The organism is Leucobacter iarius, assembly GCF_039530105.1.
Classification (GTDB): Bacteria; Actinomycetota; Actinomycetes; order Actinomycetales; family Microbacteriaceae; genus Leucobacter; species Leucobacter iarius.
Window position 1 is genome coordinate 95701 of record NZ_BAAAOB010000003.1, and the last position, 25284, is coordinate 120984.

The window sequence follows — 25284 nt, forward strand, 5'->3', positions numbered from 1 at the left end:
CGGGAGAGCCCGTTCATCCGGCGGCCTCCTCCTCGTCCCAGCGGGTCGCGTCGAGCGCATCGGCCACGGCCTCCCGCGACCCGACACCGAGCTTCATGAGGATCCGCGCGACGTGGGTCTCGACCGTGCGCCGGGAGTTCTGCAGCCGCTTCGCGATCTGCGCGTTGCTGTAGCCGAGGGAGACGAGTTCCGCGACGTGCTGCTCACGGACCGTGAGCACGGGATGCCTGGGGGTCGGCAGGAACAGGCCGCGCCGGGCGAGGCGCCTCGCGGTGTCTCCGGCATTCTCCCGTCCGGGGGCGCGCAGCTGGTCGATGTGCAGCGCCAGCAGGGGTGCGATGGGGGCGGCGAGGGACGAACCGAGTTCCCGGGCCCGGGCGAGCTGCTCCGGCGGGAGCGGCGGCCCTCCGCAGAGCTGGATCGCGTGCAGGGCGCGGAGCTCCATGAGCCCGAACCCGTACTCCCGGGCTCGCAGCGCGATCGCCTCGGCTTCTCCGCGCTCGGTGCCGTCGGGCGCCCAGAGCCGCGCGAGCAGCAGGTGGTAGCGGCTCGGGACGTCGAGCAGCCGACTCGTCCCGGTGGGCCACCCGGCGATGGCCGCGCGGGTGACCCGCGCGCCGTCGAGGTCTCCGCTCGCCGTCTGGGCGAGGGCGAGCGAGGTGAGCAGCAGCCCCTCCGAGCCGGTGCCCGTGAAATCGTCCAGCTCCGAGCACGCGATCGCGAGGTGCTCCGACGCGCGCACCCAGTCGCCCTGCATGAGCGCCAGCAGGCCCCGCCCGAACGCGACGACCGTCTCCCGGAGGCGCGGACCGCCTGCGCCCCGGGCGATCGCCTGCTCCATCACTCCGTAGATGAACGCCGCCTCGCGACTGTGCCCGGCGAACACGTCGACGAGGCACCAGACTCCGATGATCTCGCCCGCGGCGAGCGGATAGTCGGCGGCGGCCTGCACGGCGAAGCGGAGCTGCTGCCGAGCGATCTGCCGTGCCTGACGGGTCTCGCCCCGCTGGCCGTGCAGCAGGATCGAGGTCGGGGCGAAGGGGAGGAATCCGGGGGTGCCCTGCGTGGCTTCGGAGAGGCGCCGTTCGAGCTCGGTGGCCGCGACCATCTCGCCGCCGTAGCAGAGCGCGATGCCGCGCTGCGCCTCGACCCGGATCGCTGCGGTCGTCGCTGCCGCGGAGGGTCCCGCGGCGCCGAGCCGGTCCGCCCAGTCGAGCGCGGCGACCGCGTCCTCCCAGCGCCCGACCATCAGCACCGCCGCGTCGGCGAAGGCGATGGCGAGGTCCGCGGCCAGGCGCGTGCGTTCGGCGCTCGCGGGCATTGCTTCGATGAGGGCTCGCGCGGACACCTCGTCGGCGGCGACGGCATCGGGATCGCCGAGGTAGCGGAAGGCCTCGAGCCGATTGACCAGCGCATCGATCCGGAGCGACCGCTCGAGGCCGTGGCGCCGGAGCAGGGCCGACGCGATGCGCACTCTGAACCCGTGGTCGACGAGCGGACGGGCGAAGCGGAACGCGGGTACGAGGAGTTCGAGCGGAACCTCGCGCTCGCCGTGCAGGCCCCAGTCGACGACCGTCAGCAGATCCCCGGTCGGGATCGTCCCGCCGCCGGTGGTGCGTTCGAGGTCCTCCTCGAGGAGCGGTTCGACGGCCCGATCGTAGAGCGTGCGGTACTGCTCCCGCATCCGGAGCGGATTGAGCATCGTCTCGGCGGTCTCGCCGTAGATCGGGTGGGCGAGCTCCAGTACGGGTCTGCCGTCGGCCCGGTAGACGATCCGCACGACCTCCTTCTCCAGCAGCCGTTCGAGGGCGTCGGGCGAGATCGAATCTTCGAGCAGGTGGAGCGGCGCCGGGGAGCAGAGGGCCGTCGTCTCGAACGCCGTCCGTTCGTCGGCCGGAAGCCGGGCGATCTCGGCGCGCAGCACATCGTGCAGGGAGGTGCCGGCCGGGAGCGAGCCGGGCCAGATCCGGAGGCCGTGCCGTTCCTCGAGGGCACCGGACCGGTCGAGCGCGCCGATGAGTTCGGCGAGGAAGAGCGGGTTGCCACCGGTCGACTGGTGCAGGCGCCGGATCGTGTCGGGCGCGAAGGGTTTTCCGGGGAGCATCGCGGTCGAGAACTCCGCGGTCTCCGGCCGAGTCAGCTCGGGGACCTCGATCCGCCGCAGCTCGCCATCGCGCCAGGCGCGGGCGAGCAGCGCGGAAGGCCCCGGGGCGCTGCGGCAGGTGAGGAGCACGCGGACGTCGGGGAGCGCCAGCAGCAGGTCGGTGACGGCCTCGCTCATCGGGTCGAGCTGGGGAGTGTCGTCGATGAGGACGATGAGCGGCACCCCCTTCGCGCCTCCCGTGCAGGCGCGCACGAGCGACCGCGCGACCTCTTCGGGGGTGTCGCCCGCCGGGCCGCGCAGCGAGCGCAGGGCCGGCGCGAAGACGGCGAGCGGCGTGCGCTGCGTCGCGCTCGTCGCCCCGAATCGTGCGATGCGGGTATTCGGACGATCTTCGAGGAAGCCGAGCGCGGCTTCCCTCGCGAGGCGGGTCTTCCCGGAACCGGCGGCGCCCACCAGGATCGCGCTCGCCCCGTCGGGCTCGAGCGCGGCCCGGGCGTCGGCCAGCAGCGCGCCGCGTCCCCAGAACGGTGCGGAGTGCGGTGAGATCGGGACGGGCACGGGCTCCGCGGAGGATCCGGCCTCGCGCCCGCCCGCGTTCTCCGACACCATCGCCGCACCACCTGCCTGAGGATCCGGCGGGCTTCGCTGCCGTGCGGATCGACAGCCTCATGCTACGTCTGAAACATGACGATTCATGTGAATCGTTGAGCGTCCGTGACCCCCGCGCGGGTGTCGCCCGCCCCGGAGGGGCGATGCGGGCCCCGGTCAGGCCGAGCGCAGGTCGTCCGCGCTCGGCACCACCACCGCGTAGAGGTCCCCGATCGTGGCGAGGGCCGAGCGGTGGAGCTGCTCCGCGGGCACGTCGCCGTACGGCGTCGGCAGCGAGCGGGTCGCGGTCGCGTCCGCGACCACCGTCGGACGGTTTCCGCGCAGGAACGCGCCCTCGGCGGTGAACGTGACGCACATGTGGGTCATGAACCCCGCGATGACGACCTCCTCGTGACCCGCGGCGTCGACCAGGTCCCCGAGCTCCGTGCCGACGAAGGCGTTCGGCGCGTGCTTCACGACGGTCGGTTCGCCGTCGACGGGGACGACGGCGGGGTGGATCGCGCCGATCTCGCTGCGGATGTCGTAGGGGGTTCCGGGCCCGTCGTCGTGCACGACGTGGATCACGGTCGCCCCGGCGGCCCGTGCACGGGCCAGCAGTTCGGCGGCCGCCTCGAGCGCCGGCGCCCAGCCCTCGAGCTCCATCACGCCGGTCGTGTAGGTGTTCTGGAAGTCGACGAGGATCAGGGTGGCGTCGGCGAGCGATGCGGGCTGCTGGGGGAGTCCGCTGAGCGAGCGGAGGGTGGCGGAGACGGTCATGGCCGGCCTTTCGTCGGGATCGGGGTGCTGCTGTCCAGTATTCGTGAGCTGAAATAGCATGAACAGGTGAAATCGGGTCACTTCGCGCAGGAAGCGGCCGAACCGCTGAGGAGTCGTATGCCCGCCCCGTCGGTCGCCGTCATCGCATTCGACGGCATCAGTCCCTTCCACCTCTCGGTGCCCTCGCTGGTACTCGGACCCGAGAACCCTCCGGGCGAGGCGGAGCCCTGGCCGATCGAGATCTGCGCGGAACGCCCCGGACCGCTGCGGACTTCCGCCGGGTACGAGATCGTCGTCCCGCGCGGACTCGACGCGACGGAGACCGCCGACATCGTCATCGTTCCCTGGTGGAGCGATCCCGCGACGCCCGCACCTGCGCCGGTCCTGTCCGCGATCCGCGCGGCGCACCTGCGCGGCGCCACGATCGTGGGCCTGTGCCTCGGCGTGTTCCCGGTCGCCGACGCCGGAGTCCTCGACGGCAGGGGCGCCACCACGCACTGGAAGTGGATCGAGACCTTCCGACGACGGTTCCCCGAGGTCCGGCTCGATCCGGCTGCGCTCTATGTCGATGCGGGCGCCGTGCTGACCGGTGCGGGGGCCAGCGCGGGCATCGACACCTGCCTCCACCTGCTCGCCTCGCGGATCGGGCAGAGCGCCGCGAACCGGGTCGCGCGCCGCATCGTCGCGTCGCCGCACCGCCGAGGCGGGCAGGCGCAGTTCATCGAACAGCCCGCCGTATCGGAATCGGACGACCCGGTGGGGCGCGCCTGCGAGTGGGCGCTCGCGCACCTCGACGGCCCCCTCCCGATCGACGAGCTCGCGGCGCGTGCGCACCTGAGCCGGAGCACCTTCACCCGGGCCTTCCGCCGCAGGACCGGCAGCACGGTCGCCCGATGGGTGACTCAGCAGCGGGTGTCGCGGGCGCGCGAGCTCCTCGAACGCACCGATCTCGCGGTCGAAGCGATCGCCGATGCCTGCGGGTTCAGCGGGGCCGCGATCCTGCGCGAGCACTTCCGCACCGAACTCGGCACGACCCCGGCGAGTTACCGCGAGGCGTTCCGTGCGGGCGCGCTGATCTGAGTCCCCGGGAACGGATCCTCGACGCAGGTGGGGGGTGGAAGTCGCTCGTAGCCGTATCCTGGTTCAGTCTCCGAGAGATGCGTGTTCCGGGCGGACCGGGGCATGCCCGCCCGACTTCGAGGGAGTCTCGTATCTTGACCGAACAGCCCGCGCCCGGATGGTATCCGGATCCGATCGACTCCGGCCTGCAGCGTTGGTGGGACGGAGGCAACTGGACTGACCACGTGCACCCGGCGGGCACGGCGAGGCTGACGGCGGGCGCAGACGATTCCGTGCGCGCAGCGGTGCCGACGCAGGCCGCTCCCGGTCTGCCCGGGCGACGTCCTCGGAAGAAGCTGCGGACGCTCGCCATCGTCGCCGGTGCGGTGGCCATCGTCCTCGCGCTGTCCGGGGGCGCTCTCTTCGTGATGATCCGCACGGTCCTCGGTTCGCAGATCGAGCTGTCCACTGATGCGGAGGCGGTTCCGGGGCGCGAGTTCGCCATGACGGATCCGATCGAGAACGTCGCATCGAACACCGCCTTCTCCTTCCCGGCGGACTACGACTTCGCGAGCCGTCAGAAGGAAGACGGCGACTTCGCCTGGGCATTCGAGCTCTTCCTCGACCCGACGCTCACTGTTCCCACGGGGGTCTGGGTATCGCAGTCGAAGACGTCCGGCGGTCTGGAGATCAGGCCGTCCGATTCGACCTTCGCACTCATGGCCGAAGGAGGCGGTTCGGTCGATCTGATGTCGCAGGGGACGAACAGCAACGACTGGGGCCTGCACCCCGAGTACTACCTCGTGAGGCACATCGACGAGCACGGGGAGAAGCTGAAGAAGCCGGTGGTCACGAAGATCAGTACGCGAGCTCCCGGCATCGAAGCTCCCGGGGTGCGCGCGACCGTCGACCGGAAGACCGGATCCATCGAACTGTCCTGGACACCGGTCGAGGGTGCGACCGAGTACATCGTCGTGGGGAGCTCGGCGTTGCAGAGCGGGGAGGACTCGAGTCCGGGCCGGCACTACGAAGCGCTCGCGAAGACCTCCGGCACCTCCTGGTCGAGCAAGGACGACACGGACTCGATCTTCGAGGAACGGCAGAACGCCCACCTTGCGATCTTCGACGGCCTCAGCGCCGACGAGATCCTGAAGACCGGACGGACGGAGCCGCTCGGCACCCTCACTCAGAGCGGATACCAGTGGGGAGTGATCGCGTCGAACGGACGTGATCGGTCCCGCATCGCGACGGCCGACCTGGGCGGAATGCTCGAAGCGCTGCCCTACGAGACGGCGAAGACGGCGATGGGCGGGCAGTACCTCATCGTGGACCGGAGCTCGTTGAACGAACTGCCAAAGAGGTTCTCGTTCACCAGCCTCGACGGCCGCACCCGCGAGACGAGGGCCTTCATCCCGGAGGGCGGGATCGCCCGGAACCCGGATGATCCGGACCAGTTGGAATTCACTATCGTCGGGGTGGGGACGAAGCTCGAGTGGAAGACCAGCTGGTTGGATCCGGATCCGGGGTTCGATGCTGAGGCCTTCCGAACGGCCTACAACGCCAAAGCCGCGGCCGCCGCACCGCCGACCGGTGGGGAAGCGGTGCTCGTTCGGAGCATCGAGCAGGCGAAGTCGGACGCGAAGCCGGTGTCGAACGCCCCGAAGACCGAGTACCCGGTCTACGGCTCAAACGACTACGTGAAGTACATCGCCGGGCACATGATCCTCGGAGACACCTTCATCGATGTCACTCGGTACGCGGATGCCCCGGGTGCCCAGACGGTCACGGATGCGGTGCAGGAGGCGAGGGCGCAGAACCCGTACGTGATCGACGTCGTGGGGTTCGACGACATGTCGGAGCGGGTGGACGATCGGACCCTGCTCCGCGTGGACTACGGAATGCAGGCCGACGAGCGCAAGCGCATCCAAGCGTCCATCAAGCGCGGAGTGGACCAGACGCTCTCCTCCGTCGTGACCGCCGGCATGTCCGACCGGGACAAGGCGGTCGCGCTCAACGACTGGCTGGCCGCCCACACGGTGTACGACGGCGCGGCGCGCGATGCCCTCGAGGCCGGGAAGGGGCTGGAAGGATTCGAGTACGCCTGGCGTGCCGACGGCGTGTTCGAGAAGGGCCGCGTGGTGTGCGGTGGATACGCGGTGACCTACAACGCCCTGATGAATGCAGCTGGCGTCCCGACCGTGTACGTGGCCGGCGATGTGCTGTCCGCCGGCCCGCATGCGTGGAACAAGGTCAAGATCGATGGCGCCTGGTACGCGGTCGACACGACCTGGAACGATTCCGCATCGGGTGCGAACCGGTACTTGCTCATCCCGGACTCCGGTTTCACCGGGACGGCGACCCGCGTCGAGGATTCGAGCTGGGTGCGCGACGATCTCCTCCCGAGCTTCGCCGCCAAGTAGCGGCTCGGAGCCAGGAATACGAAAAAGCCGGGTCGGTCCGCATTTCTGCGGGCCGACCCGGCTGATATCTCGTGCCCCCGGAGAGATTCGAACTCCCGACCTACGGTACCGGAAACCGGCGCTCTATCCCCTGAGCTACGGAGGCGACTCCGCAAGCCTAGCGCACTTCTCGGGGCCCGCGCGCGCCGGTCGCCCGGCGGCCGGTAGGATCGGTGCTTGTGACGCCACAGGAACTTGCCACCGCCATCGCCCGGATCCTCACCGACCTCATCGCCGCGCGCGGCGTCGAGGTCCCGGTGACCGACGCGGACACGCAGGTGGAGCGACCGAAGAGCCGAGAGCACGGCGACTGGGCGTCGAACGCCGCGATGAAGTTCGCGAAGCGGATCGGCACCAACCCGCGCGAGCTCGCGACCGAGATCGCGCAGCGCATCTCCGAGATCGACGGCGTGGCCGCGGCCGACATCGCGGGCCCCGGCTTCATCAACATCACCCTCGACGCCGCGAGCGCGGGCGAGACCGCCCGCCGGGTCGTCGAGCAGGGCGAGGCCTACGGGCACGGCGATGCGCTCGCCGGGCAGAAGATCAACCTCGAGTTCGTGAGCGCGAACCCGACCGGTCCGCTGCACCTCGGGCACACCCGCTGGGCGGCGCTCGGCGACTCGATCTCGCGCGTGCTCCGCGCCGCGGGCGCCGAGGTCACGAACGAGTACTACATCAACGACGCCGGCGCGCAGATGAACAAGTTCGGCCGCTCGGTGCTGGCCGCCGCTCTCGGCGAGCCCGCACCCGAGGACGCCTACCCGGGCGCCTACATCCAGTCGCTCGGCGCGCACGTGCTCGCCCAGCAGCCCGATCTCGCCGAGATCGCCGCGCAGGATCGCGACCGCGCGCTCGAGCTCGCGCAGGAGATCGGCTACCAGCAGCAGCTCACCGAGATCAAGGATTCGCTGGAGCGCTTCAACGTGCACTTCGACGTGTTCTTCTCGGAGCGCTCGCTGCACGCGCCGGGCGAGAACGGTGAGAAGAGCCCCATCGACGCGGCGGTCGACCGCCTGCGCGAGCAGGGCCACGTCTTCGAGGCGGACGACGCGATCTGGGTGCGCACGACCGACTTCGGCGACGACAAGGATCGCGTGTTCACCCGCGGCAACGGGATCTACACCTACTTCGCGGCCGACGCGGCCTACTACCTGACGAAGAAGGATCGCGGCTTCGGCGAGAAGATCTACCTGCTCGGTGCCGACCACCACGGCTACATCGGCCGCCTGACGGCGATCGCCGGTGCCGCCGGCGACGACATCGAGACCGACATCACGGTGCTCATCGGCCAGCTCGTCAACCTCAACGGCGCCCGCCTGTCGAAGCGCGCCGGCAACATCGTCGAGCTCGACGACCTGCTCGAGTGGCTCGGCTCCGACGCGCTGCGCTACTGGCTCGCCCGCTACCCGGCGGACTCGCCGCTCGCGCTCGACGGCGAGAAGCTGCGCAGCCGCACGAACGACAATCCGGTCTTCTACGTGCAGTACGCGCACGCCCGCACCTGCGCGGTCGACCGCAACGCGGCCGCCGCGGGCATCGACCGCAGCGCGTTCGCGCCCGAGCTGCTCACGCACCAGACCGAGACCGAGCTGCTCGGCAAGCTGCAGGAGTACCCGGGGATCGTGGCCGGCGCCGCGGAGCTGCGCGAGCCGCACCGCATCGCGCGCTACCTCGAGGAGCTCGCGGCGGCGTTCCACCGCTGGTACGACAACTGCCGCGTGATCCCGCTGGGCGACGCCCCGGTGGAGGACCTGCACCGCACGCGCCTGTGGCTGAACGACGCCGCCGGCCAGGTGCTGCGCAACGGTCTCGACCTGATCGGCGTCTCGGCGCCCGAGCGCCTCTGATCGGCACGGCACGATGACGGAGCAGCGGGAGCGCCGACCGCGCTGGTGGCTGAGGATCCTCTGGATCGTCGTCATCCTCGCGGTGCTCGCGGGCGCGGGCGAGATCGCGCTGCGCGCGATCCTGCCCGGGATGATCTCGACCGCGGTGCGTCAACCGCTCGAGCTGTCGAGCGATCACCCGGTCGACGTGCAGCTCGACGGTTCGGTGCTGCTGCACACGATCACGGGCAAGCTGGGCGACGTCACCGTCACCGTGCCGGACGCCCCGCTCGTCGAGGGCCTGCAGGGCGACCTCACGGTGCACGCGGACTCCGCGCCGTTCAGCCTCATCTCCGGCTCCGGCGAGGTGCAGGGGGCCACGGCGTCGATCACGGTGCCGAAGGACAAGATCGACCAGACCATCTCGCTGCTCACGAAGGGCATCGCACAGACGGGCACGGTGCGCGAGGGCGCGATCGACGTCGGCCGCAGCATGGAGATCTTCGGGCAGAAGGTGTCGCTCTCGGCGACGCTGAAGCTCGGGGTCGAGAAGGGCGACGTGAAGATCACCCCCGCGGGCGTCAAGGCCGCCGGTTTCGACCTCACCGCGAAGCAGATCGAGTCGTTCGGAGGACCCGCCGTGCGCGCGCTGACCCAGCCGCAGACGGTCTGCGTGCGCGACCAGCTGCCGCGGGGGATCGAGCTGACCGGCATCCAGCTGTCGTCGACCGGATCGGTGCGCGTCGACGCGAAGATCTCACCGACCCTCGTCAGCGATCCGAAGCAGCGCGAGAAGGGCAGTTGCGGCTGACCCGAGTCCCGCTCAGCGGTCGAGCGCGCGCAGCGCGATCCAGGCGGTCGCGCGGTCGTCGGCGTGCTCCATCGAGAGCCCGGTCAGCTCCTCGACCCGGCGCAGGCGCGAGACGAGGGTCTGCCGGTGGATGCCCAGCAGCTCCGCGCTCGCCCGGTGGCGACCGTTCTCAGCGAGGAACACCCGCAGCGCCTCGGTGAGCTCGCCGTGCGCACCGGTCGCGTCGCGCAGCGGATCGAGCGCGCGGGCGAGCTCCGCCCGCGGTTCGGCGGCGAGGGATCCGAGCACCAGCTCCACCGAGGCGAGCCTGGCGTAGTGCACCACCGTGCGCGATTCGTCGAGCGCGGTGTCGAGCGCCTGGCCCGCCTGCGCGGCGCCGCGGGCGAGCGCGTCGGCGGGGGACGGGGTGCCGATGCCGAGGTGCAGGCGCTGCCCCGAGACCGGCGTGAGCTCGTCGACCCGCTTCGCGAGCTCGTCGACGAGGTCGTCGCGCACGAAGCCGAGCACGCGACCCTGCGACGCGGCGAAGACGTGCTCGGCTCCGAGCTCGTCGAACCAGCGGCGCAGCAGGCGCTCGGCGTCGATCGTGCGGGTGCGGGCGCCGAGCGCGAAGGCGGTGAGGCTGCGGTCGTGCACGCCCCAGCGGCGCAGCAGTTCGAGCGCGGGTGCGCCGCCGTCGATGATCGTGCGCATGAGCGACTCGCGGCCGAGGTGCTCGGTGACCGAGGGGTCGTGGGAGCGGAGCAGCAGGTCGAACAGGGCGGCGGCGAGCGACGCCAGATCGCGCGAGCGGCTCACCGTGCCGGACCTGGTCGAGATCACGAGGTATCCGGCGAGGTCCCGGTCGGAGCCGACCTGGTGCAGCTGCAGGCCTTCGTGCCGCACGCGGACGGGGCGTCCGAGCGCGACCGCGGTCGCATCGGAGACGTGCAGGCGACCCGCACCGGCGCTCGTGATCAGCTGCCCCTGCGCGTCGAGCAGGACCGCCCAGCCGTCGATGCGGTGCGCGAGCTCGGCGATCGCCGCGGTCGAGCCTCCCCGCCGGGCCGCCTGGGTGAGCACCTTCATGCCTGCGGCGACGAGCCGGTCCGATGCGGCCAGGTCGTCGGCGAGCAGCGCGGCGAGCGTCGCGTGCAGGGCGACGCCGCCGAGCGCGCAACCGAGGATCGCGGTGGTGCCGTGCGCTGCGAGTCGTTCGCTCAGTGCCGGATCGTCGGCATCGGTCACGAGGACGGCCCGCGCGAGGGCATCGGCCTCCGGCCCGCCGGCGTCCAGCCGGTCGAGGAGCGCCGCGGGATCGCCCGTCACGAGCGTCGCGTAGGCGGGATGCCCGACCACGACGACCTCGTCGAACCGCGCGACGCCGTCGACCGGGGTGCGCTCGGACAGCCGCTGCGAGACGCAGCTGCCGTCGACGGCGCGGGCGATGGCTGACAGGGTGAGCGGCACCCCTCGAATGTACCAAACGTCGAATCTACCAGGCCGCTTCCACCCTTCGGCGCAGTGACACGGCTCCCGATCCCTCCGTAGCATCTCCTCAGTCGCCCGACCGGTCCAGACCGCGACGGCGAGACCGACCCAGTGCAGCCGCCGACGAAGGAGTGCAAGATGCAGGCCGTGGTGTTCCGAGATCCCGATACCCGCGTGGAAGTGGTCGATGCCGACCTGGCCGCGCCGAAGGCGGGGGAGGTGCGCGTGAAGATCGCCGCAGCGGGCGTGTGCCACTCCGACCTGCACGTGAAGCGCGGCGAGTGGGACGCACCCGCTCCCATGGTGATGGGGCACGAGGGCTCCGGCGTCGTGACCGAGCTCGGCGAGGGCGTCACCTCGCTCGCGGTCGGCGACCACGTGGTGCTCAGCTGGGTGCCGCCGTGCGGCGAGTGCCGCTACTGCCTGCAGGGCCACGAGGCGCGCTGCCAGAAGGTCGTCGAGGTCAACAACGCGCACGGTTCGCTGTTCGACGGGACCTCGCGCCTGAGCAACGCCGAGACCGGCGAGCCGCTGCACCACTACCTGAGCGTGTCCTCGTTCGCCGAGGAGGTCGTGGTCCCGGTCTCGGGCGCGATCAAGGTGCGCGACGACGCGCCGCTCGACGTCATCGCCGTGGTCGGCTGCGCCGTGGCCACGGGCGTCGGCGCCGTGCTCAACACGGCCGCCGTCGAGCCGGGATCCACGGTCGCCGTGATCGGCTGCGGCGGCGTCGGCCTCAACGTGGTCCAGGGCGCGAAGCTCGCCGGAGCCGAGCGCATCATCGCGATCGACGTCGTGCCCGAGAAGACCGCCATGGCGCTGCAGTTCGGCGCAACCGACCGCATCGACGCCTCGCAGCGCGACGCCGTCGAGCAGCTCTTCGAACTCGTGCCCGACGGCGTCGACTACGCCTTCGACGCGATCGGCCGCACCTCCACCACCGAGCAGTCGATCCGCATGCTCGGGCTCGGCGGCGCCGCCGTGATCGTCGGCCTGCCGCCGACCGGAGCCAAGGCCTCGTTCGAGCCGCTCGTGCTCGCCGAGGCGGATCAGCGGATCCTCGGCTCGAACTACGGATCGGTGCGTCCCTCGATCGACATCCCCGCGCTGGTCGACCGCTACATGGACGGGCAACTGAAGCTCGATCCGCTCATCTCGGGCCGACGCCCGCTCGCCGAGGCCGCCGAGGCGCTCGACGATCTGGAGGCCGGCGGCGTGCTGCGCACCCTGCTGATCCCCTGAGCCCCGCGCCACCGAAGCCACTCGAAGGAGAGTCCACCACTATGTCCACCACCACCTCCCAGCAGCCGGTCGACGCCGGCCTGCGCCACGGAGTGATGTCGGGGCCCGAGCTCGCCGCTCAGGCCATCGCCAACATCGCACCGAGCGCGGTCATCGCGTTCACCGCGGCCTCGATCTTCATCGGGGCCGGCAACGGCACGATGCTGTCGTTCCTGCTCGCCACCATCGTGATCGTCTGCGTCGGCTACTGCGTTGCGGTATTCGCGAAGAAGAACGCCTCGGCGGGATCCCTGTACACCTACGTCGCGAAGGGCCTCGGCCCGAGCGGCGCCTACACCGCGGGCGTCGCGCTCATCATCGGCTGCTGGGGCATCGCGGCCGGCTCGCTCGGCGGCGCCGTGTCCTACATGTCCGACCTGCTCCGCCTGCTGGGCGTCCCCGCCTCGGGCGTCGTCTGGCTCGTGGCGCTCGCGATCGTGATCGGCGGTCTCGCCACCTTCTTCACCATCCGCGGCATCCGCATCTCGGCGCGCGTCTCGCTCGTGCTCGAGCTCGTGTCGGTCGCGATCATCCTGATCCTGCTCATCACGGCGCTCGTCGTGCTCGGTCCCGACGCCTGGGACCCCGCCCAGTTCAGCTTCGAGGGCGTTCCCTTCCAGGGCGTCGCGGCCGGCATGGTCCTCGGCATCCTTGGTTTCGTCGGGTTCTCCTCGGCCGATGCGCTGGGCCGCGAGGCGAAGAACCCCTACACCGCGATCCCGCGCGCGATCATGTGGAGCGCCGTCGTGGTCGGCGTGCTCTACGTGTTCGCCGCCTACACGCAGATCGCCGTGCTCGGCGACGACCTCGCGACCGCGGCGAGCCCGCTGCAGGCGATCTCCGAGAAGATCGGGATGCCCGGGTGGTTCACCCCGCTGCTCACCTTCGGCGTCGCCGCATCGTTCTTCGCCGTGGTCGTCGCCCCGCTCAACGTGGTCGGCCGCATCGTCTACGTGATGGGCAAGGAGGGCGTTGTGCCGGAGCGCTTCGGTCGCACCCATGACACGCACCTCACTCCGCACCGGGTGCTGCTGATCGCGGGCCCCGCGGCGATCGTGCTCGACGTGATCCTGCTCGCCTGCGGCGTGCACCCGATGGACATCACCGTGTGGGTCGACACCTACGGCACCTACGGGTACATGGTCGCGTACGCGCTCGTCGCGATCGCCTGCGTCGCCTACGTGCGCCGCGAGCGGATGCGCAGCGCGCTCGTCACCCTGTGCGCGGCGATCGCCGTGATCGCCATGGTCTACGTGTTCCTCGCGAACGTGTTCCCCGTACCGGCGTTCCCGCTCAACGTGATCCCGTACATCTTCCTGGTGACGATGATCGTGGCGCTCGCCTGGTTCCTCCGCCTGCGGAAGCGGGACCCGCAGGTGCTCGACCGGATCGGCAACACCGAGACCGACATGCTGGAGGGCGTGGGCTGAGTCAGACCACGCTGCCGCCGAGGCGCGGATCCGCGACCCGTCCGTCCCAGCGCTGCTCGGGGGCGTACAGGTCGAGGACCGCGCCGAGGCGTTCCCGTTCCTGGGCGCGCCGCGCGGCTCCCTTGGAGCTCGCGGCCGCCAGGTCGACGAGCAGACGGATCGCGAGCAGGATCCCCGACGAGGTGTCGCCGAGCTCGCGGTCCTCGGTGTCGACGACCACCTGCTCGGCGGCGAAGGCGCTGAGCGGCGAGTCGGAACTGTCCGTCAGCAGCACGACGGTGCCGCCGGCGGCGACGTACTGCCGCGCGATCTCGACCGTGTCCCGTCGGTAGGGGCGCGTGCACACCGCGATGAGCGCGTCTCCCGTGCGCACATCGGAGAGCAGGTCGAGCGCTTCCAGGCTGGGGGGAGCCGCCAGCATCACCTGGCTGAAGCTCGCGCCGAGCGCGCTCGCGAGCGTCGCCGCGTAGCCCTGAGAGGCGCCCCGGCCGAGCACGAAGCGCCGACGACTGCCCGCGACGAGCGCGGAGGCGCGCTCGAACGAGGGGTCGGATTCGAACGCCTCGACCGCGCTCTCGAGCGCCGCGCGTTCCGCCTGCAGGATCCGCGACTTCAGTGCGGAGGACCGGCGCCTGGGCTGCGGTGCGTGCTCAGCGGGCTTCGGCATGGTCCTCCTCACGGCCCGCGGGCCTCGCATCGAATCGCTGGATCAGCGGCGGATCCGTCGGTGTCAGTTCCAGCACGAAGTCGCACTGCCGATCGCGCCCGATCATACGCCAGCGGGCGCTCGCCGCGGTCGGGTAGCGGATCCCCTCGGGGGCGAGGCGCGCCCCGGGGCCGAGCTCGTCGCGTACCCGAAGGAGCGCGGCGCGGCGTTCGGCGATCGGCAGATCGAGGGCGACGCACGGGGCGAAAGCGTCCCGCTCCGCGCTCGACCAGCGTGCGTCGTCGTCGGTCCGTTCGGCGAGGGTCCGAGTCAGCGCCACGGCGGCCTCGGTCTCGGCCCACGGACGCACGCGCGGCTCGGGGCACTGCGCAGCCAAGCGCGAGAAGGCCTCGCCGGTCGGTTCCCAGGCTCCCGAGTAGCCGCCGTTCTCGAGGCCGCACACGATGACCTCGCGATCGAGCCCCCAGCGCAGGTGCGCCGAGAATCCGGGGTACCCGCCGGAGTGCGAGACGACCCGGCCGAGTTTGGACACCAGCTCGACGAACAGGCCGTAGCCGTAGCCGACGACGACGGCGGTGGACGGGGCGGACGGCTCGGGCGGGAGCGTCCGGTGCAGCTGCTGCATCTCGCGGCGGCTCGCGGCGGCGAGAACGCGATCGTCGTCGGGGTGCGAGAACGCGCTCGCCAGCCAAGCGGCCCAGTCGAGCAGATCGGCGGTCGATGCGAAGATTCCGCCGATGGCCGAGAACGCGCCCGGCCCGGTCAGCGGCTGCGCCTCCCACCCGGCCGCCCGTCGCGCATGACCGGTCGCGAGCGGCCTGCCGGTCGGCGCGGTGAAGCGCACGCCGGTGAGCCCCAGCGGGTCGAGGATCTCGGCTTCGACCTGCCGCGGCAGCGGGCGCCCGTCGAGGTGCTCGAGGATTCGGCCGAGCATCGCCCACCCGAGATTCGCGTACTCGAAGCCGGTTCCCGGTTCGCGCACGAGCCGGATCCCCGCCGCGAGCAGCGCATCGAACTCGGACGCGGTCATGGACTCGAGGCGGTCCGCCCAGGCGTCGTCGGTGGGGAGTCCCGCCGACATGGTGAGCAGCATGCGCGGAGTGATCCGCGCGCCCGATCCGGCCGGACGGAACACCGCAGCGGGCAGGAGATCGGCGACCGGGCGATCGAGATCGAGCGCGCCGGCGTCGCGCAGCTGCAGCGCACGAGCCGCGGTGAACGACTTGGTGACCGAGGCGATGCGGAACACCGTGCCGGCGTCGGGAGGGAGCCCGTCGCCGCGATCGCCGGACGCGGCGAACGCGTCCCGGCCGCCGATGCGCGCCGAGAGCGCGATCGCCGGCGTGGAGCCGGAGCGGACCCGGGATGCCGCAAGATCGGTGAGCAGCGCGTCGGCATCCGTCCCGTTCGTACGCGCCTCGGCCGAGGGCCGGGTCAGCAGGGAATCAGACACGGGTCAGGAACTCCTCGAGGATCCGCTGGCCGCCGTCGATGGATGCGACGGGCGTGCGCTCGTCGGCGCCGTGCGTGCCCGCGGGCCTGCGCCCCTCGGGATCCGCCGTGAGCGGGGCGAAGCCGTAGCCCGCGATGCCGAGCGCGGCGAACGCCTTCGCGTCGGTCCCACCGCCCATGCAGACGGGAGGCACGACCGCGTCCGGATCGTGGGCGATGATCGCGTCGCGCATCGCATCGAACCAGGGCGACGGATGCGGGGCGCTGACGGGGGACTGCCGGTCGACGAACTCCCAGGCGATGCCGTCGCCGATGAGTCCGCGCAGCGTCTCGACGGCTTCGTCCTCAGTGCCGGGGAGGCACCGCACGTCGACCAGGGCCTCGGCGTTGCCGGGGATCACGTTCACGGTCATGCCGGCGTTCATGACGGTCGTGGTCGCGGTGCAGCGGATCGTCGCGGCCGCGACCTCGCCCGCGGGGCCCAGGCGGTCGATCGCGGCGAGCACGCCGGCCTCGGTGTCGAGCTCGGGCTCGTTGCCGAGCGCTCGGTCGATCGTTTCGATGTAGCCGCGCACGGTGTCGGTGAGCCGGAGTGGCCACTCATGGGTGTTGATGCGGTGGCACGCGGCGATCAGGCGCTCGAGCGCGTGCCCGGGGTGGGGGCGTGATGCGTGCCCGGGATCGCCGCTCGCCCGCAGCCGCAGGTGCAGGGTGCCGCGCTCACCGGTCGCGATGGGGTAGCAGCGCACGGTGCGGCCGTCCGCGGCGACGAGCTCCGTCGCATCGCCGCCGGACTCGCCGATCGCGAACTGCACACCGGCGAACAGCTCGGGCCGGTTCCGCACGAGCCAGAGCGCGCCGTGCTCGCCGCCCGATTCCTCGTCCGCGACGAACAGCACCACGATGTCGCGCCGCGGGCGGGTGCCGGTCTTCGCCCAGCTCAGCAGCGTGGCGAGTGTCATCGCGACCATGTCCTTCATGTCGGTCGCCCCGCGGCCCCACACGTAGCCGTCGGAGATGCGGCCGGCGAAGGCGGGCACGGTCCACTGCGAAGGCTCGACGGGCACCACGTCGGTGTGGGCGTGCACGAGCATCGCGGGGAGCGTGGGATCGGTGCCCGGCACGCGGAGCACCACCGAGGCGCGGGCGGGTGACGGCCCGACCAGCTGCGGCGCGTAGCCCGCCCGTTCGAGCGCGCCCACGAGCCAGGCGGCGAGGTCGGCCTCGCCCGCGCTGCGGCCCTCGCCGTAGTTGGAGGTGTCGAAACGGATCAATCGGGCGCACAGCTCGGCGGCGCTCATCTTCGAGGCGGTTTCCGGTCTGGACATCTTGCTCCTGCTCTGGCTCACGGAGGCCCGGCCTCCATTGTTTCCGACGCGGGGCGATCCGCGCACCTGGCGCAGCGCAATCCGTACCGAAAATGCATCTTGCGATTCCTATCATTCACGGATAGCTTGACGGTGGCAAGTGCGAAACGTGCAAAGTTTCGGCTTGATCATGCGGATCAATGAGGATCTGATCTCGTTTGAACCGCAGCACATCCGATGCCAGTTCTCACATTTGAGAAACGTAAACACGAAGGAGTGGTTCGATGCGGGCACAACGGGAGCAGAAGGTGCGGCCCATGGTCGCCTGGCGGCGGCGCGCGCTCGCCCTGACGGGAGCCTGCGCGCTCGCCCTTGGCGGAGCGGCCGCCGGTGCGGGCGCCGCCCCGGCCGGTGCGGGCGCCGCCCCGGCCGGGGCGGCGGCGAAGCCCCCGGTCATCCGCGTCGCGCTGCTGGGCGACGTCGACACCCTCAACCCGTTCCTCTCGGTGCTCTGGACGAGCCTCGAGATCATGCGGCTGCAGTACGAGCCGCTCGTCGAGTGGAGCGCCGACGACAACACCGAGTCGCCCGGCATGGCCGAGAAATGGGAATCGAGCGCCGACGCCACCGAGTGGACCTTCCACCTGCCGAAGGACGGGAAGTGGTCGGACGGGCAGCCGATCGTCGCGGACGACGTCGTCTGGACCGTGCAGGCGATCCAGAAGAACAACGCCCTGAAGATGGCGAACGGGTCGCTCGTCGAGAACATCGCGTCGATCGAGGCGCCCGATGCCACGACCGTCGTGATGCGCATGCGCTCCCCGCAGGCCGCGAACCCGGGGACCGATCTGCCGATCGTGCCGAAGCACGTCTGGTCGAAGATCTCCGATCCCGCCGGCTTCGCGAACGACACGGACGTCGTCGGCTCGGGCCCGTTCACGGTCTCCGCGTCGTCGAAGACCAACGGGGTCGAGATGATCCCGAACCCGCACTACCGCCGCGGCGAGGCGAAGTCGGGCGGCGTCGCCTGGGTGCCGTACAAGAACTCTGACGCCGCGGTGCAGGCGCTCAAGACCGGCGAGATCGACATGATGAGCGATCTCACCGTCGCCCAGTTCGACGCCCTCAAGGGAGCCTCCGGCATCACCACGGTCTCGGGCGCGGGGCGCGGCTACTCCTCGATCGCGATCAACCCCGGCGCGAAGGACATCGACGGCAAACCGCTGGGCGACGGCAACCCGGTGCTGCACGATCCCGTGGTGCGACAGGCCATCGTGCGGGGGATCGACAACGAGACGCTGCGCAAGAAGGTGTTCCAGGGGCACGGGGCTCCGGGCACGGGCGAGGTGCCCCCGATCTATCCGAAGTACCACTGGGACGTGGCGCCCGAGAAGCTGCCGCTGGCCTTCGACCAGGCCGAGGCCAACCGCATGCTCGACGAGGCCGGGTATCGGAAGGGGGCCGACGGCATCCGGCTCGACAAGACCGGCAAGCCGATCAAGCTCCGGCTGATGGGGGACGCCTCGAGCGCGAGCCACCAGCAGGTCGCCGACTTCCTGAAGCCCTGGATGAAGGACATCGGGATCGACATCACGACCACGATGCTCTCGGCCGCGCAGGTCAACGACGAGTCGGTGATGGGGCGCTACGACCTGTATTTCACCGGGTGGACGATGGGGCCGGACCCCGACTTCATGATGTCGCTCAACACCTGCAAATCGCGACCGAACGCCGACGGATCCGGGGCGACGAGCGAGTCGAACTGGTGCTCGCCCGAGTTCGACGCGCTCTACGCGAAGCAGCACTCGGAGCTCGATCCCGAGAAGCGCGCCGCGATGGTGACCGAGCTGCAGCAGACGATCTACGGGGCGGCCGTCAACAACGTCATGTACTACGGCGACGCGTTCCAGGCCTACCGCTCCGATCGCTTCACCGATATCCAGAAGCAGCCGGCGAAGACCGGCGTGATCCTGGCGCAGAACGGCCCGTGGGGCCTGTACTCGGCGACGCCGGTGTCGGCGGACGCGGGCGACGGAGCCGGTTCCGACGGCGGGGCCGTCTGGTGGATCGTCGGCGGGGCCGTCGTCGTGCTCGCCGCGGGCGGATTCCTCGTGCTCCGACGACGCTCCGCGGCCTCGGACGATCGGGAGTAGGACCATGACCGATGTCGTCCTGACCGGCGGGGCCCGCACGGGCCCCGCCGGGGAACCCGCGCCCGCACCGGACACCGACGAGCCGCACCGCGGCGGCAGCTGGCTGCGCTTCGCCGCGACGAAGGCCGGGGGAGCCCTCGTCTCGCTCGTGATGGTCGTCGTGCTCGGCTTCTTCGCGTTCCGGATCCTGCCCGGCGATCCCGTCCGCTCGCTCGCCCGCGGCCGCCGGGTCAGCCCCGAGCAGCTCGATGCGATGCGCATCGAGATGGGACTCGATCAGCCGCTCATGGCGCAGTTCTGGCGGTACCTGACCGACCTCTTCCGCGGCGACCTCGGGTACTCGTACACCTACAACCAGCCCGTCTCGGAGCTCATCGGCGAGCGCCTGCTCCCGACGCTGCTGCTCACCGGCACCGCGTTCGCGATCTCGGTGCTGCTCGGGCTGTGGCTCGGGCAGCGCGCCGCCTGGCGGCGCGGATCCCTCTTCGACCGCGCGCAGACGGGCACCGCGCTGACCCTCTGGTCGGTGCCCACCTTCTGGCTCGGGCTCCTGCTGCTGCTCGTATTCGCGGGCACGCTGCACTGGTTCCCGACGGGCGGCATGGTCTCGGTCGGATCCGGCGCGACGGGCCTCGCGCTCGTGCTCGACGTCGCGCACCACCTGGTGCTGCCCGTGCTCACGCTCGCAGCGGTGATCTACGCGCAGTACCTGCTGGTGATGCGCGCCTCGCTGCTCGAGGAGATGACCTCCGACTACCTCGTGACCGCCCGGGCCAAGGGGCTCAACGAGGACGGGGTGCGTCGGCGCCACGCGGTGCCGAACGCGCTGCTGCCGACCGTGACCCTCATCTTCCTCGCGCTCGGCGGGCTGATCGGCGGCGCGGTGACGGTCGAGGCCGTCTACTCGTGGCCCGGCCTCGGCTACCTCACCTTCCAGGCGCTCCGCGCGCCCGACTTCCCCGTTCTGCAGGGCACCTTCGTGGTCTTCTCCGCGATCGTCATCCTGATGAACTTCATCGCCGACCTGCTGTACCGGTCGCTCGACCCGAGGCTGCGCACCGCATGACCGCATCACCACGGCTCTCCACGCCGCTCACCGCCCGCGGCGTCGCCGCATCCCGCAGGCGCGCCCGCGCCGCCGAGGTCTGGCGCGAATTCCGCGCCCAGCGCTCCGGCCTGTTCGGGCTCGCCGTCCTCGTCGTCGTGATCGCGTTCGCGCTCGCGGCCCCGCTGCTGTTCCCCGCGGAGACGCTCGACGTCACCCGGATCTCGAATGCGCCGAACCAGCCGCCCACGTGGGCGCTGCCGCTCGGCACCGACCCGCTCGGCCGCAGCGTGCTCGCCCTGCTCGTCTGGGGCGCTCGCGCCTCGCTCCTCGTCGGCTTCGCCGCGACCCTCGTCTCGATGGTCATCGGCACGGCGATGGGCATGGCCGCCGGGCACTTCGGCGGCGCGACCCAGGCGGTCCTCATGCGCGTGATCGACTTCTTCCTGGTCGTGCCCTCGCTCGTGCTCGCGATCGTGCTGTCGAGCGTGCTCGGGCCGGGCGTCGTCACGATCATCGTCGCGATCGGCGTCACCTCGTGGGCGGCCACCTCCCGGCTCGTGCGCGCGCAGACCCTCACCGTCGAGTCGCGCGGCTACATCGAGCGGGCCTGGGCGCTCGGCGCCGGCGACGGGCACGTGCTGCGCCGCCACGTGCTGCCCGCCGTGCTGCCGCTCGTGCTCGCGAATACGACCCTCACGGTCGGTTCGGCGATCATCTCGGAGTCGACGCTGTCGTTTCTCGGGCTCGGCGATCCCAGCACGATCTCGTGGGGCTCCATGCTCAAGCTCTCGCTCGACACCGGCGCCGCGACCGGCGGGTACTGGTGGTACGTGCTGCCGCCCGGCATCGCGATCGCCGTCGTGGTGCTCGCCTTCACCCTGGTGGGCCGCGCCTTCGAGTCCGTGATCAATCCCACCCTGCGAGGTCGATGATGCCCCAGCTCGTTTTCGAAGACGTCCGGATCAGCTACACGACGCACGACGACCGCGGCGGCCGCGGCACGGTGGAGGCCGTGCGCGGCGTGAGCCTCGCGCTCGAGCCCGGATCCACCGTCGGCCTCGCCGGCGAGTCCGGCTGCGGCAAGTCGACGCTCGCCATGAGCGTGCTGCGCCTGCTGCCGGCCAACGCCCGCATCGAGGGCCGCATCCTGATCGGCGACGAGTCCGTCGCCGACATGCGCTGGGGCCGACTGCGCGCGGTGCGCTGGACGGAGGCGGCGATCGTGTTCCAGGGGGCGATGCACTCGCTCAACCCGGTGCAGCGCGTCGGCGACCAGATCGGCGAGGCGCTGCGGCTGCACGCGAGCGGCGACCGCGCCGCGTACCGAGACGCCGATCGCCGGCGCGCCCGCGTCGCCGAGCTGCTCGGCCAGGTGGACCTCTCGGCGGCGAAGGCCGCCGCGTACCCGCACGAGCTCTCGGGCGGGCAGAAGCAGCGCGTCATGATCGCGATGGCGCTCGCCTGCGAACCCGAGATCATCATCGCCGACGAGCCCACGACGGCGCTCGACGTGATCGTGCAGGATCAGATCCTGCAACTGCTGCGCCGCATGGTGCGCGAGCGCGGGCTCTCGCTCCTCATGATCAGCCACGACCTCTCGGTGCTCGCATCGACCTGCGAACGCATCGCGGTGATGCAGCACGGCGAGATCGTGGAGGAGGGGCCCTCGGCCGAGGTGATGGCGAATCCCCGGCACCCGCACACGCGGGCGCTCGCCGCCGCGTTCCCCACCATCGGCGACTGGTCGTCGCGGCTCTCGCTGCCCGGTTTCACCGCGCCGGATGCGCCCGGGCCCGGCGGTCCCGGATCGCGTCCCCGGCCGGAGCCCGGCGGCGCCTCGGCGACACCGACCCGGGTGCTGCCGCTCGAGGACGCCGTGATCGCGGCCCGCGGGCTGAACGTGGTGTTCGGCCGCGGTGCGCGGGCGCACACGGCCGTGCGCGACGTCGACCTCACCTGTCGCCCGGGCGAGATCATCGCGCTCGTCGGCCAATCGGGTTCGGGCAAGACCACGCTCGCCCGCACCGTGCTCGGACTGCAACAGCCCAGTTCGGGCGAGCTGCTCTACCGCGGCGATCCGTTGCCGACCCGGCGCCGCGACCTGAAGGAGTACCGCAGACGGGTGCAGTTCGTGCTGCAGGATCCGTCGGCAGCGCTGAACCCCAAGCAGACGGTCTACGAAGCGGTCGCGGAGGGGCCCCGGTTGCACCGGATGCCCGGAGACGAGCGGGAGCTCGTCGCCCGCGCGCTGGCGGACGCGGAGCTCACCCCGCCCGAGCGGTACTTCGAAGCGATCCCGCAGGAGCTCTCGGGCGGCCAGCGGCAGCGCGTCGTGATCGCGGGCGCCCTCGCGCTCGGACCGGAGTTCCTCGTCGCCGACGAACCGGTCGCGAGCCTCGACGCCTCGGTGCGGGCGGGGGTGCTCGCGCGCATGCTCCGACTGCGCTGCGAGCTGGGACTCGGCGCGCTCGTGATCACGCACGACCTCGGCCTGGCCTGGAACATCGCCGACCGCGTCGCGGTCATGTACCGCGGCGAGATCGTCGAGCACGGCACCGTCGAACAGGTGCTGCTCGACCCGCAGCACGAGTACACGCGTCGACTGCTCTCGGTAGTGCCGTCCCGGCAGCTGCGCGAGACCGAGGATCCCGGCCCGGACCGGGCCGGCGCCGAGCAGATCGACAGCGAACCCACCGACACCGAACGACCGAAGGAGACCGCACGTGCCGACCGCTGAGACCGCCGTACCGCTCGAACCGCTGCGCCCGGGCGACCGGGTCGGGCTCGTCTCGCCCTCGAGCGCGGTGCCCAAGCGCCGCCTGCGCGAGGCCGTGGCCCTGCTCGAGAGCTGGGGGCTCGTGCCCGTGATCGGCGAGCACGCCCTCGACAAGCACCCGCGCGCGGGCAGCTATCTCGCGGGCGAGGACCGCGACCGGGCCGAGGACCTGCGCCGGGCGTGGACCGACGACTCGCTCTCCGCGGTGTTCTGCATGCGCGGCGGGTACGGTGCCGCGCGCGTGCTCGACCTGCTCGATCCCGAAGAGCTGCGCGCGGCGCGGCCCAAGCTGCTGATCGGGTCCTCCGACATCACCGCGCTGCACGAGTACTGGGAGCACGAGATCGGCACGCCGACCCTCTTCGCTCCGATGCTCGGCACCGGCGACCTGATGGACGATCCCGGCAACGTCGCCGCGCTGAAGCGGGCGCTGTTCACCCCGACCCGGGGTCGCGTGCTGACCGCTCCGGGCGCGGATCCGATCGTTCCGGGCACCGTCGAGGGACGGCTCGCGGGCGGCAACCTCAGCCTGCTCGTCATGACCGCGGGCGCGCATCCGGTCGACCGGGTGCGCGCCGACGGGCGGATCGTGCTGCTCGAGGACGTGACCGAGGATCCCTACCGGATCGACGGATTCCTGCTCACGCTCCTGCGCTCCGGCTACTTCGCGGGCGCGCGCGGCATCGCGCTCGGCACCTGGGTGAAGTGCGGGCCGCTGCCCGAGATCCGTGCGATCGCGGAGGAGATGCTCGCGCCGCTCGGGATCCCGCTGCTCTGGGGGCTGCCGTTCGGACACGGCTTCGGCGTGGACTGCGTACCGCTCGGTCTGCGGGGACGACTCGTCGCCGAGGGAGCGAACCCGAGGATCGACGTTGTTGAGTGAGCGGCCGGATTCCGGCGTGCACGGTCCCTACTCCGACGGGGTGCCGGTGCTGAGCTGGTGCGGTATCGGGGCCGACGGCGAGGTGTTCGGGCGCGGTGCGGATCGCCCCTTCGACGGCGGAGCCCTCGGGAGACCGGGCGAGACGCTCACCGCGCGTGCTCTGGCCGCGAGTCTCGGAGACGGGGCGGAACCGGGCACGGGGGGCGACGGCGGGGTGCGCTTCCACGCATCCCGCGCCGTCGCCGACGGGCAGGAGGTCCGGCTGGCGGTGATCGCCCGCGCGTTCTCGGCCGCGGACGCCGCCGAGGCCGCGGCCGCGATCTCGGCGGCGCTGTTCGGCGGTTCCGCGCCTGCGGAGCGGGGCGAACCGGCGGTCACCTTCCGCGCGCTGGACGCCGACGGCGGGATCCTCGCCGAGCGCGGTCCCGAGCTCGTCCGCTACGCGGCGAGCACGATCAAGCTCGGCGTCGCCGTGGCCGCGCTGCTCGCGGTGGATCGCGGCGTGCTGGATCTCTCCGAGACCGTCGTGAGCCGGCACCGGTTCCCGAGCGCGATCCCCGGAGCGGGGGACTTCGGGTTCACCCCCGACGAGGTCGATGCCGGGTTCCCCGCGGACGGCGCTCCGGTCACCCTGGGCGAGTGCCTCGCCCGCATGATCGAGGTCTCGTCGAACGAGGGGACCAACCTGCTGGTCCGGCGACTCGGGCTCCCCGCGGTGGCCGAGGCGTTCGCCGCGACCGGTGCCCGCACCGCCCGCATGACCCGGCTCATCGGCGACTACGCGGCTCGTGATGCGGGCGAGACCCACGAGGCGAGCGCGGCGGACCTCGCCGCCGTGATGCGGACGATCGTCGCCGGCGATGCGCTGTCGGCGGCATCCGCCGGCCTCCTCGCGGCGCACCTCGCGCGGCAGCGCTTCCCCGTCATCGCCGACGGGCTGGACGAGAGCGACGACTGGGGATCGAAGAGCGGCTGGGTGACCGGGATCCGGCACGACGTCGCCTGGTTCCGGCACGGTGGGCAGCAGCGCCCGAGCGTGCTCGCCGTCTGCACCGCCGGTCTCGAGACCTCGGCCGCGCTCGAGACCATCCGCGCGGTCGGATCCGCGGTGGAGCACCGGATCCTGCGCGAATCGCGGGCCGCCGGAGCGCTGCTCGGCACCGGCCGCTGATCCGGGCGCCGCCCGCAGA

General features: G+C 71.6%; 18 protein-coding genes and 1 tRNA gene. 12 read left to right on the top strand and 7 right to left on the bottom strand.

Features of this window, described 5'->3' with window-relative positions:
- Positions 1-13: 13 nt before the first annotated feature.
- Positions 14-2713, bottom strand: a complete 2700-nt coding sequence (locus ABD169_RS12110) for a LuxR C-terminal-related transcriptional regulator (protein WP_344032565.1) — start codon at positions 2711-2713, stop codon at positions 14-16.
- A 156-nt stretch (positions 2714-2869) separates the two neighbouring features.
- Positions 2870-3469: an isochorismatase family protein gene (locus tag ABD169_RS12115; protein WP_344032567.1), complete on the bottom strand. Its 600-nt coding sequence runs from the start codon at positions 3467-3469 to the stop codon at positions 2870-2872.
- Positions 3470-3586: 117 nt separating this feature from the next.
- On the opposite strand from ABD169_RS12115, the gene ABD169_RS12120 reads away from it, so the two are divergent.
- Both ABD169_RS12120 and ABD169_RS12125 read left to right on the top strand, forming a co-directional pair.
- Entirely contained in the window at positions 3587-4549 is a 963-nt protein-coding gene (locus tag ABD169_RS12120) for a GlxA family transcriptional regulator (RefSeq protein ID WP_344032569.1), read from the top strand.
- Positions 4550-4683: 134 nt separating this feature from the next.
- On the top strand, positions 4684-6948 hold the full coding sequence (locus ABD169_RS12125) for a DUF2510 domain-containing protein (protein WP_344032571.1): 2265 nt from the start codon (positions 4684-4686) through the stop codon (positions 6946-6948).
- Positions 6949-7020: 72 nt separating this feature from the next.
- Here ABD169_RS12125 and ABD169_RS12130 read toward each other — a convergent pair.
- Positions 7021-7093 (bottom strand) — tRNA-Arg (locus tag ABD169_RS12130).
- Between the two features lie 73 nt (positions 7094-7166).
- Between ABD169_RS12130 and argS the strand changes: the two genes are divergently transcribed.
- Positions 7167-8837 carry an arginine--tRNA ligase gene (argS, locus tag ABD169_RS12135; RefSeq protein WP_046455122.1) on the top strand — a complete coding sequence of 557 codons (1671 nt, stop codon included), beginning with the start codon at positions 7167-7169 and terminating at the stop codon, positions 8835-8837.
- Positions 8838-8850: 13 nt separating this feature from the next.
- On the top strand, positions 8851-9627 hold the full coding sequence (locus ABD169_RS12140; RefSeq protein ID WP_344032573.1) for an LmeA family phospholipid-binding protein: 777 nt from the start codon (positions 8851-8853) through the stop codon (positions 9625-9627).
- 12 nt (positions 9628-9639) lie between these two features.
- On the opposite strand, the gene ABD169_RS12145 is transcribed toward ABD169_RS12140, so the two are convergent.
- The gene (locus ABD169_RS12145; protein WP_344032575.1) at positions 9640-11076 is read right to left on the bottom strand and encodes a PucR family transcriptional regulator; all 1437 of its coding nucleotides are present in this window, start codon (positions 11074-11076) and stop codon (positions 9640-9642) included.
- Between the two features lie 159 nt (positions 11077-11235).
- Between ABD169_RS12145 and ABD169_RS12150 the strand changes: the two genes are divergently transcribed.
- Both ABD169_RS12150 and ABD169_RS12155 read left to right on the top strand, forming a co-directional pair.
- On the top strand, positions 11236-12339 hold the full coding sequence (locus tag ABD169_RS12150; RefSeq protein WP_344032577.1) for an alcohol dehydrogenase catalytic domain-containing protein: 1104 nt from the start codon (positions 11236-11238) through the stop codon (positions 12337-12339).
- A 41-nt stretch (positions 12340-12380) separates the two neighbouring features.
- Positions 12381-13808: an APC family permease gene (locus ABD169_RS12155; RefSeq protein ID WP_344032579.1), complete on the top strand. Its 1428-nt coding sequence runs from the start codon at positions 12381-12383 to the stop codon at positions 13806-13808.
- A 1-nt stretch (position 13809) separates the two neighbouring features.
- Here ABD169_RS12155 and ABD169_RS12160 read toward each other — a convergent pair whose 3' ends face one another.
- Genes ABD169_RS12160 through ABD169_RS12170 form a run of 3 tightly spaced genes read right to left on the bottom strand, consistent with a single transcriptional unit; the run spans position 13810 to position 17255 of the window.
- Positions 13810-14475: a MurR/RpiR family transcriptional regulator gene (locus ABD169_RS12160; RefSeq protein ID WP_046455127.1), complete on the bottom strand. Its 666-nt coding sequence runs from the start codon at positions 14473-14475 to the stop codon at positions 13810-13812.
- Positions 14459-15928: a serine hydrolase domain-containing protein gene (locus tag ABD169_RS12165; protein ID WP_344032581.1), complete on the bottom strand. Its 1470-nt coding sequence runs from the start codon at positions 15926-15928 to the stop codon at positions 14459-14461. The genes ABD169_RS12160 and ABD169_RS12165 overlap by 17 nt, the downstream gene beginning before the upstream one ends.
- Complete coding sequence (locus ABD169_RS12170; protein ID WP_344032583.1) at positions 15921-17255, bottom strand: M20/M25/M40 family metallo-hydrolase; 1335 nt, start codon at positions 17253-17255, stop codon at positions 15921-15923. Before ABD169_RS12170 ends, ABD169_RS12165 begins: the two co-directional genes overlap by 8 nt.
- A gap of 263 nt (positions 17256-17518) precedes the next feature.
- On the opposite strand from ABD169_RS12170, the gene ABD169_RS12175 reads away from it, so the two are divergent.
- The 6 genes from ABD169_RS12175 to ABD169_RS12200 are packed head-to-tail and all read left to right on the top strand — an operon-like array spanning position 17519 to position 25265.
- The gene (locus ABD169_RS12175) at positions 17519-19387 is read left to right on the top strand and encodes an ABC transporter substrate-binding protein (RefSeq protein WP_344032585.1); all 1869 of its coding nucleotides are present in this window, start codon (positions 17519-17521) and stop codon (positions 19385-19387) included.
- A 4-nt stretch (positions 19388-19391) separates the two neighbouring features.
- On the top strand, positions 19392-20453 hold the full coding sequence (locus ABD169_RS12180) for an ABC transporter permease (protein WP_344032587.1): 1062 nt from the start codon (positions 19392-19394) through the stop codon (positions 20451-20453).
- Positions 20450-21367, top strand: coding sequence for an ABC transporter permease (locus tag ABD169_RS12185; RefSeq protein ID WP_046455130.1), 918 nt, complete (start codon positions 20450-20452; stop codon positions 21365-21367). Before ABD169_RS12180 ends, ABD169_RS12185 begins: the two co-directional genes overlap by 4 nt.
- A complete protein-coding gene (locus tag ABD169_RS12190) occupies positions 21367-23172 on the top strand; it encodes an ATP-binding cassette domain-containing protein (RefSeq protein ID WP_344032589.1) in 1806 nt (601 codons plus the stop codon). The genes ABD169_RS12185 and ABD169_RS12190 overlap by 1 nt, the downstream gene beginning before the upstream one ends.
- On the top strand, positions 23159-24094 hold the full coding sequence (locus tag ABD169_RS12195; protein WP_046455131.1) for a S66 peptidase family protein: 936 nt from the start codon (positions 23159-23161) through the stop codon (positions 24092-24094). The genes ABD169_RS12190 and ABD169_RS12195 overlap by 14 nt, the downstream gene beginning before the upstream one ends.
- Positions 24087-25265 carry a serine hydrolase gene (locus ABD169_RS12200; protein ID WP_344032591.1) on the top strand — a complete coding sequence of 393 codons (1179 nt, stop codon included), beginning with the start codon at positions 24087-24089 and terminating at the stop codon, positions 25263-25265. The genes ABD169_RS12195 and ABD169_RS12200 overlap by 8 nt, the downstream gene beginning before the upstream one ends.
- Positions 25266-25284 lie beyond the last annotated feature (19 nt).

Bases quoted from the DNA above. Each gene is read 5' to 3' on its own strand.
- ABD169_RS12110 (WP_344032565.1), bottom strand. From the start codon at position 2,713: ATGGTGTCGGAGAACGCGGGCGGGCGCGAGGCCGGATCCTCCGCGGAG.
- ABD169_RS12115 (WP_344032567.1), bottom strand. From the start codon at position 3,469: ATGACCGTCTCCGCCACCCTCCGCTCGCTCAGCGGACTCCCCCAGCAG.
- ABD169_RS12120 (WP_344032569.1), top strand. From the start codon at position 3,587: ATGCCCGCCCCGTCGGTCGCCGTCATCGCATTCGACGGCATCAGTCCC.
- ABD169_RS12140 (WP_344032573.1), top strand. From the start codon at position 8,851: ATGACGGAGCAGCGGGAGCGCCGACCGCGCTGGTGGCTGAGGATCCTC.
- ABD169_RS12150 (WP_344032577.1), top strand. From the start codon at position 11,236: ATGCAGGCCGTGGTGTTCCGAGATCCCGATACCCGCGTGGAAGTGGTC.
- ABD169_RS12155 (WP_344032579.1), top strand. From the start codon at position 12,381: ATGTCCACCACCACCTCCCAGCAGCCGGTCGACGCCGGCCTGCGCCAC.
- ABD169_RS12160 (WP_046455127.1), bottom strand. From the start codon at position 14,475: ATGCCGAAGCCCGCTGAGCACGCACCGCAGCCCAGGCGCCGGTCCTCC.
- ABD169_RS12170 (WP_344032583.1), bottom strand. From the start codon at position 17,255: ATGTCCAGACCGGAAACCGCCTCGAAGATGAGCGCCGCCGAGCTGTGC.
- ABD169_RS12175 (WP_344032585.1), top strand. From the start codon at position 17,519: ATGCGGGCACAACGGGAGCAGAAGGTGCGGCCCATGGTCGCCTGGCGG.
- ABD169_RS12180 (WP_344032587.1), top strand. From the start codon at position 19,392: ATGACCGATGTCGTCCTGACCGGCGGGGCCCGCACGGGCCCCGCCGGG.
- ABD169_RS12185 (WP_046455130.1), top strand. From the start codon at position 20,450: ATGACCGCATCACCACGGCTCTCCACGCCGCTCACCGCCCGCGGCGTC.
- ABD169_RS12190 (WP_344032589.1), top strand. From the start codon at position 21,367: ATGCCCCAGCTCGTTTTCGAAGACGTCCGGATCAGCTACACGACGCAC.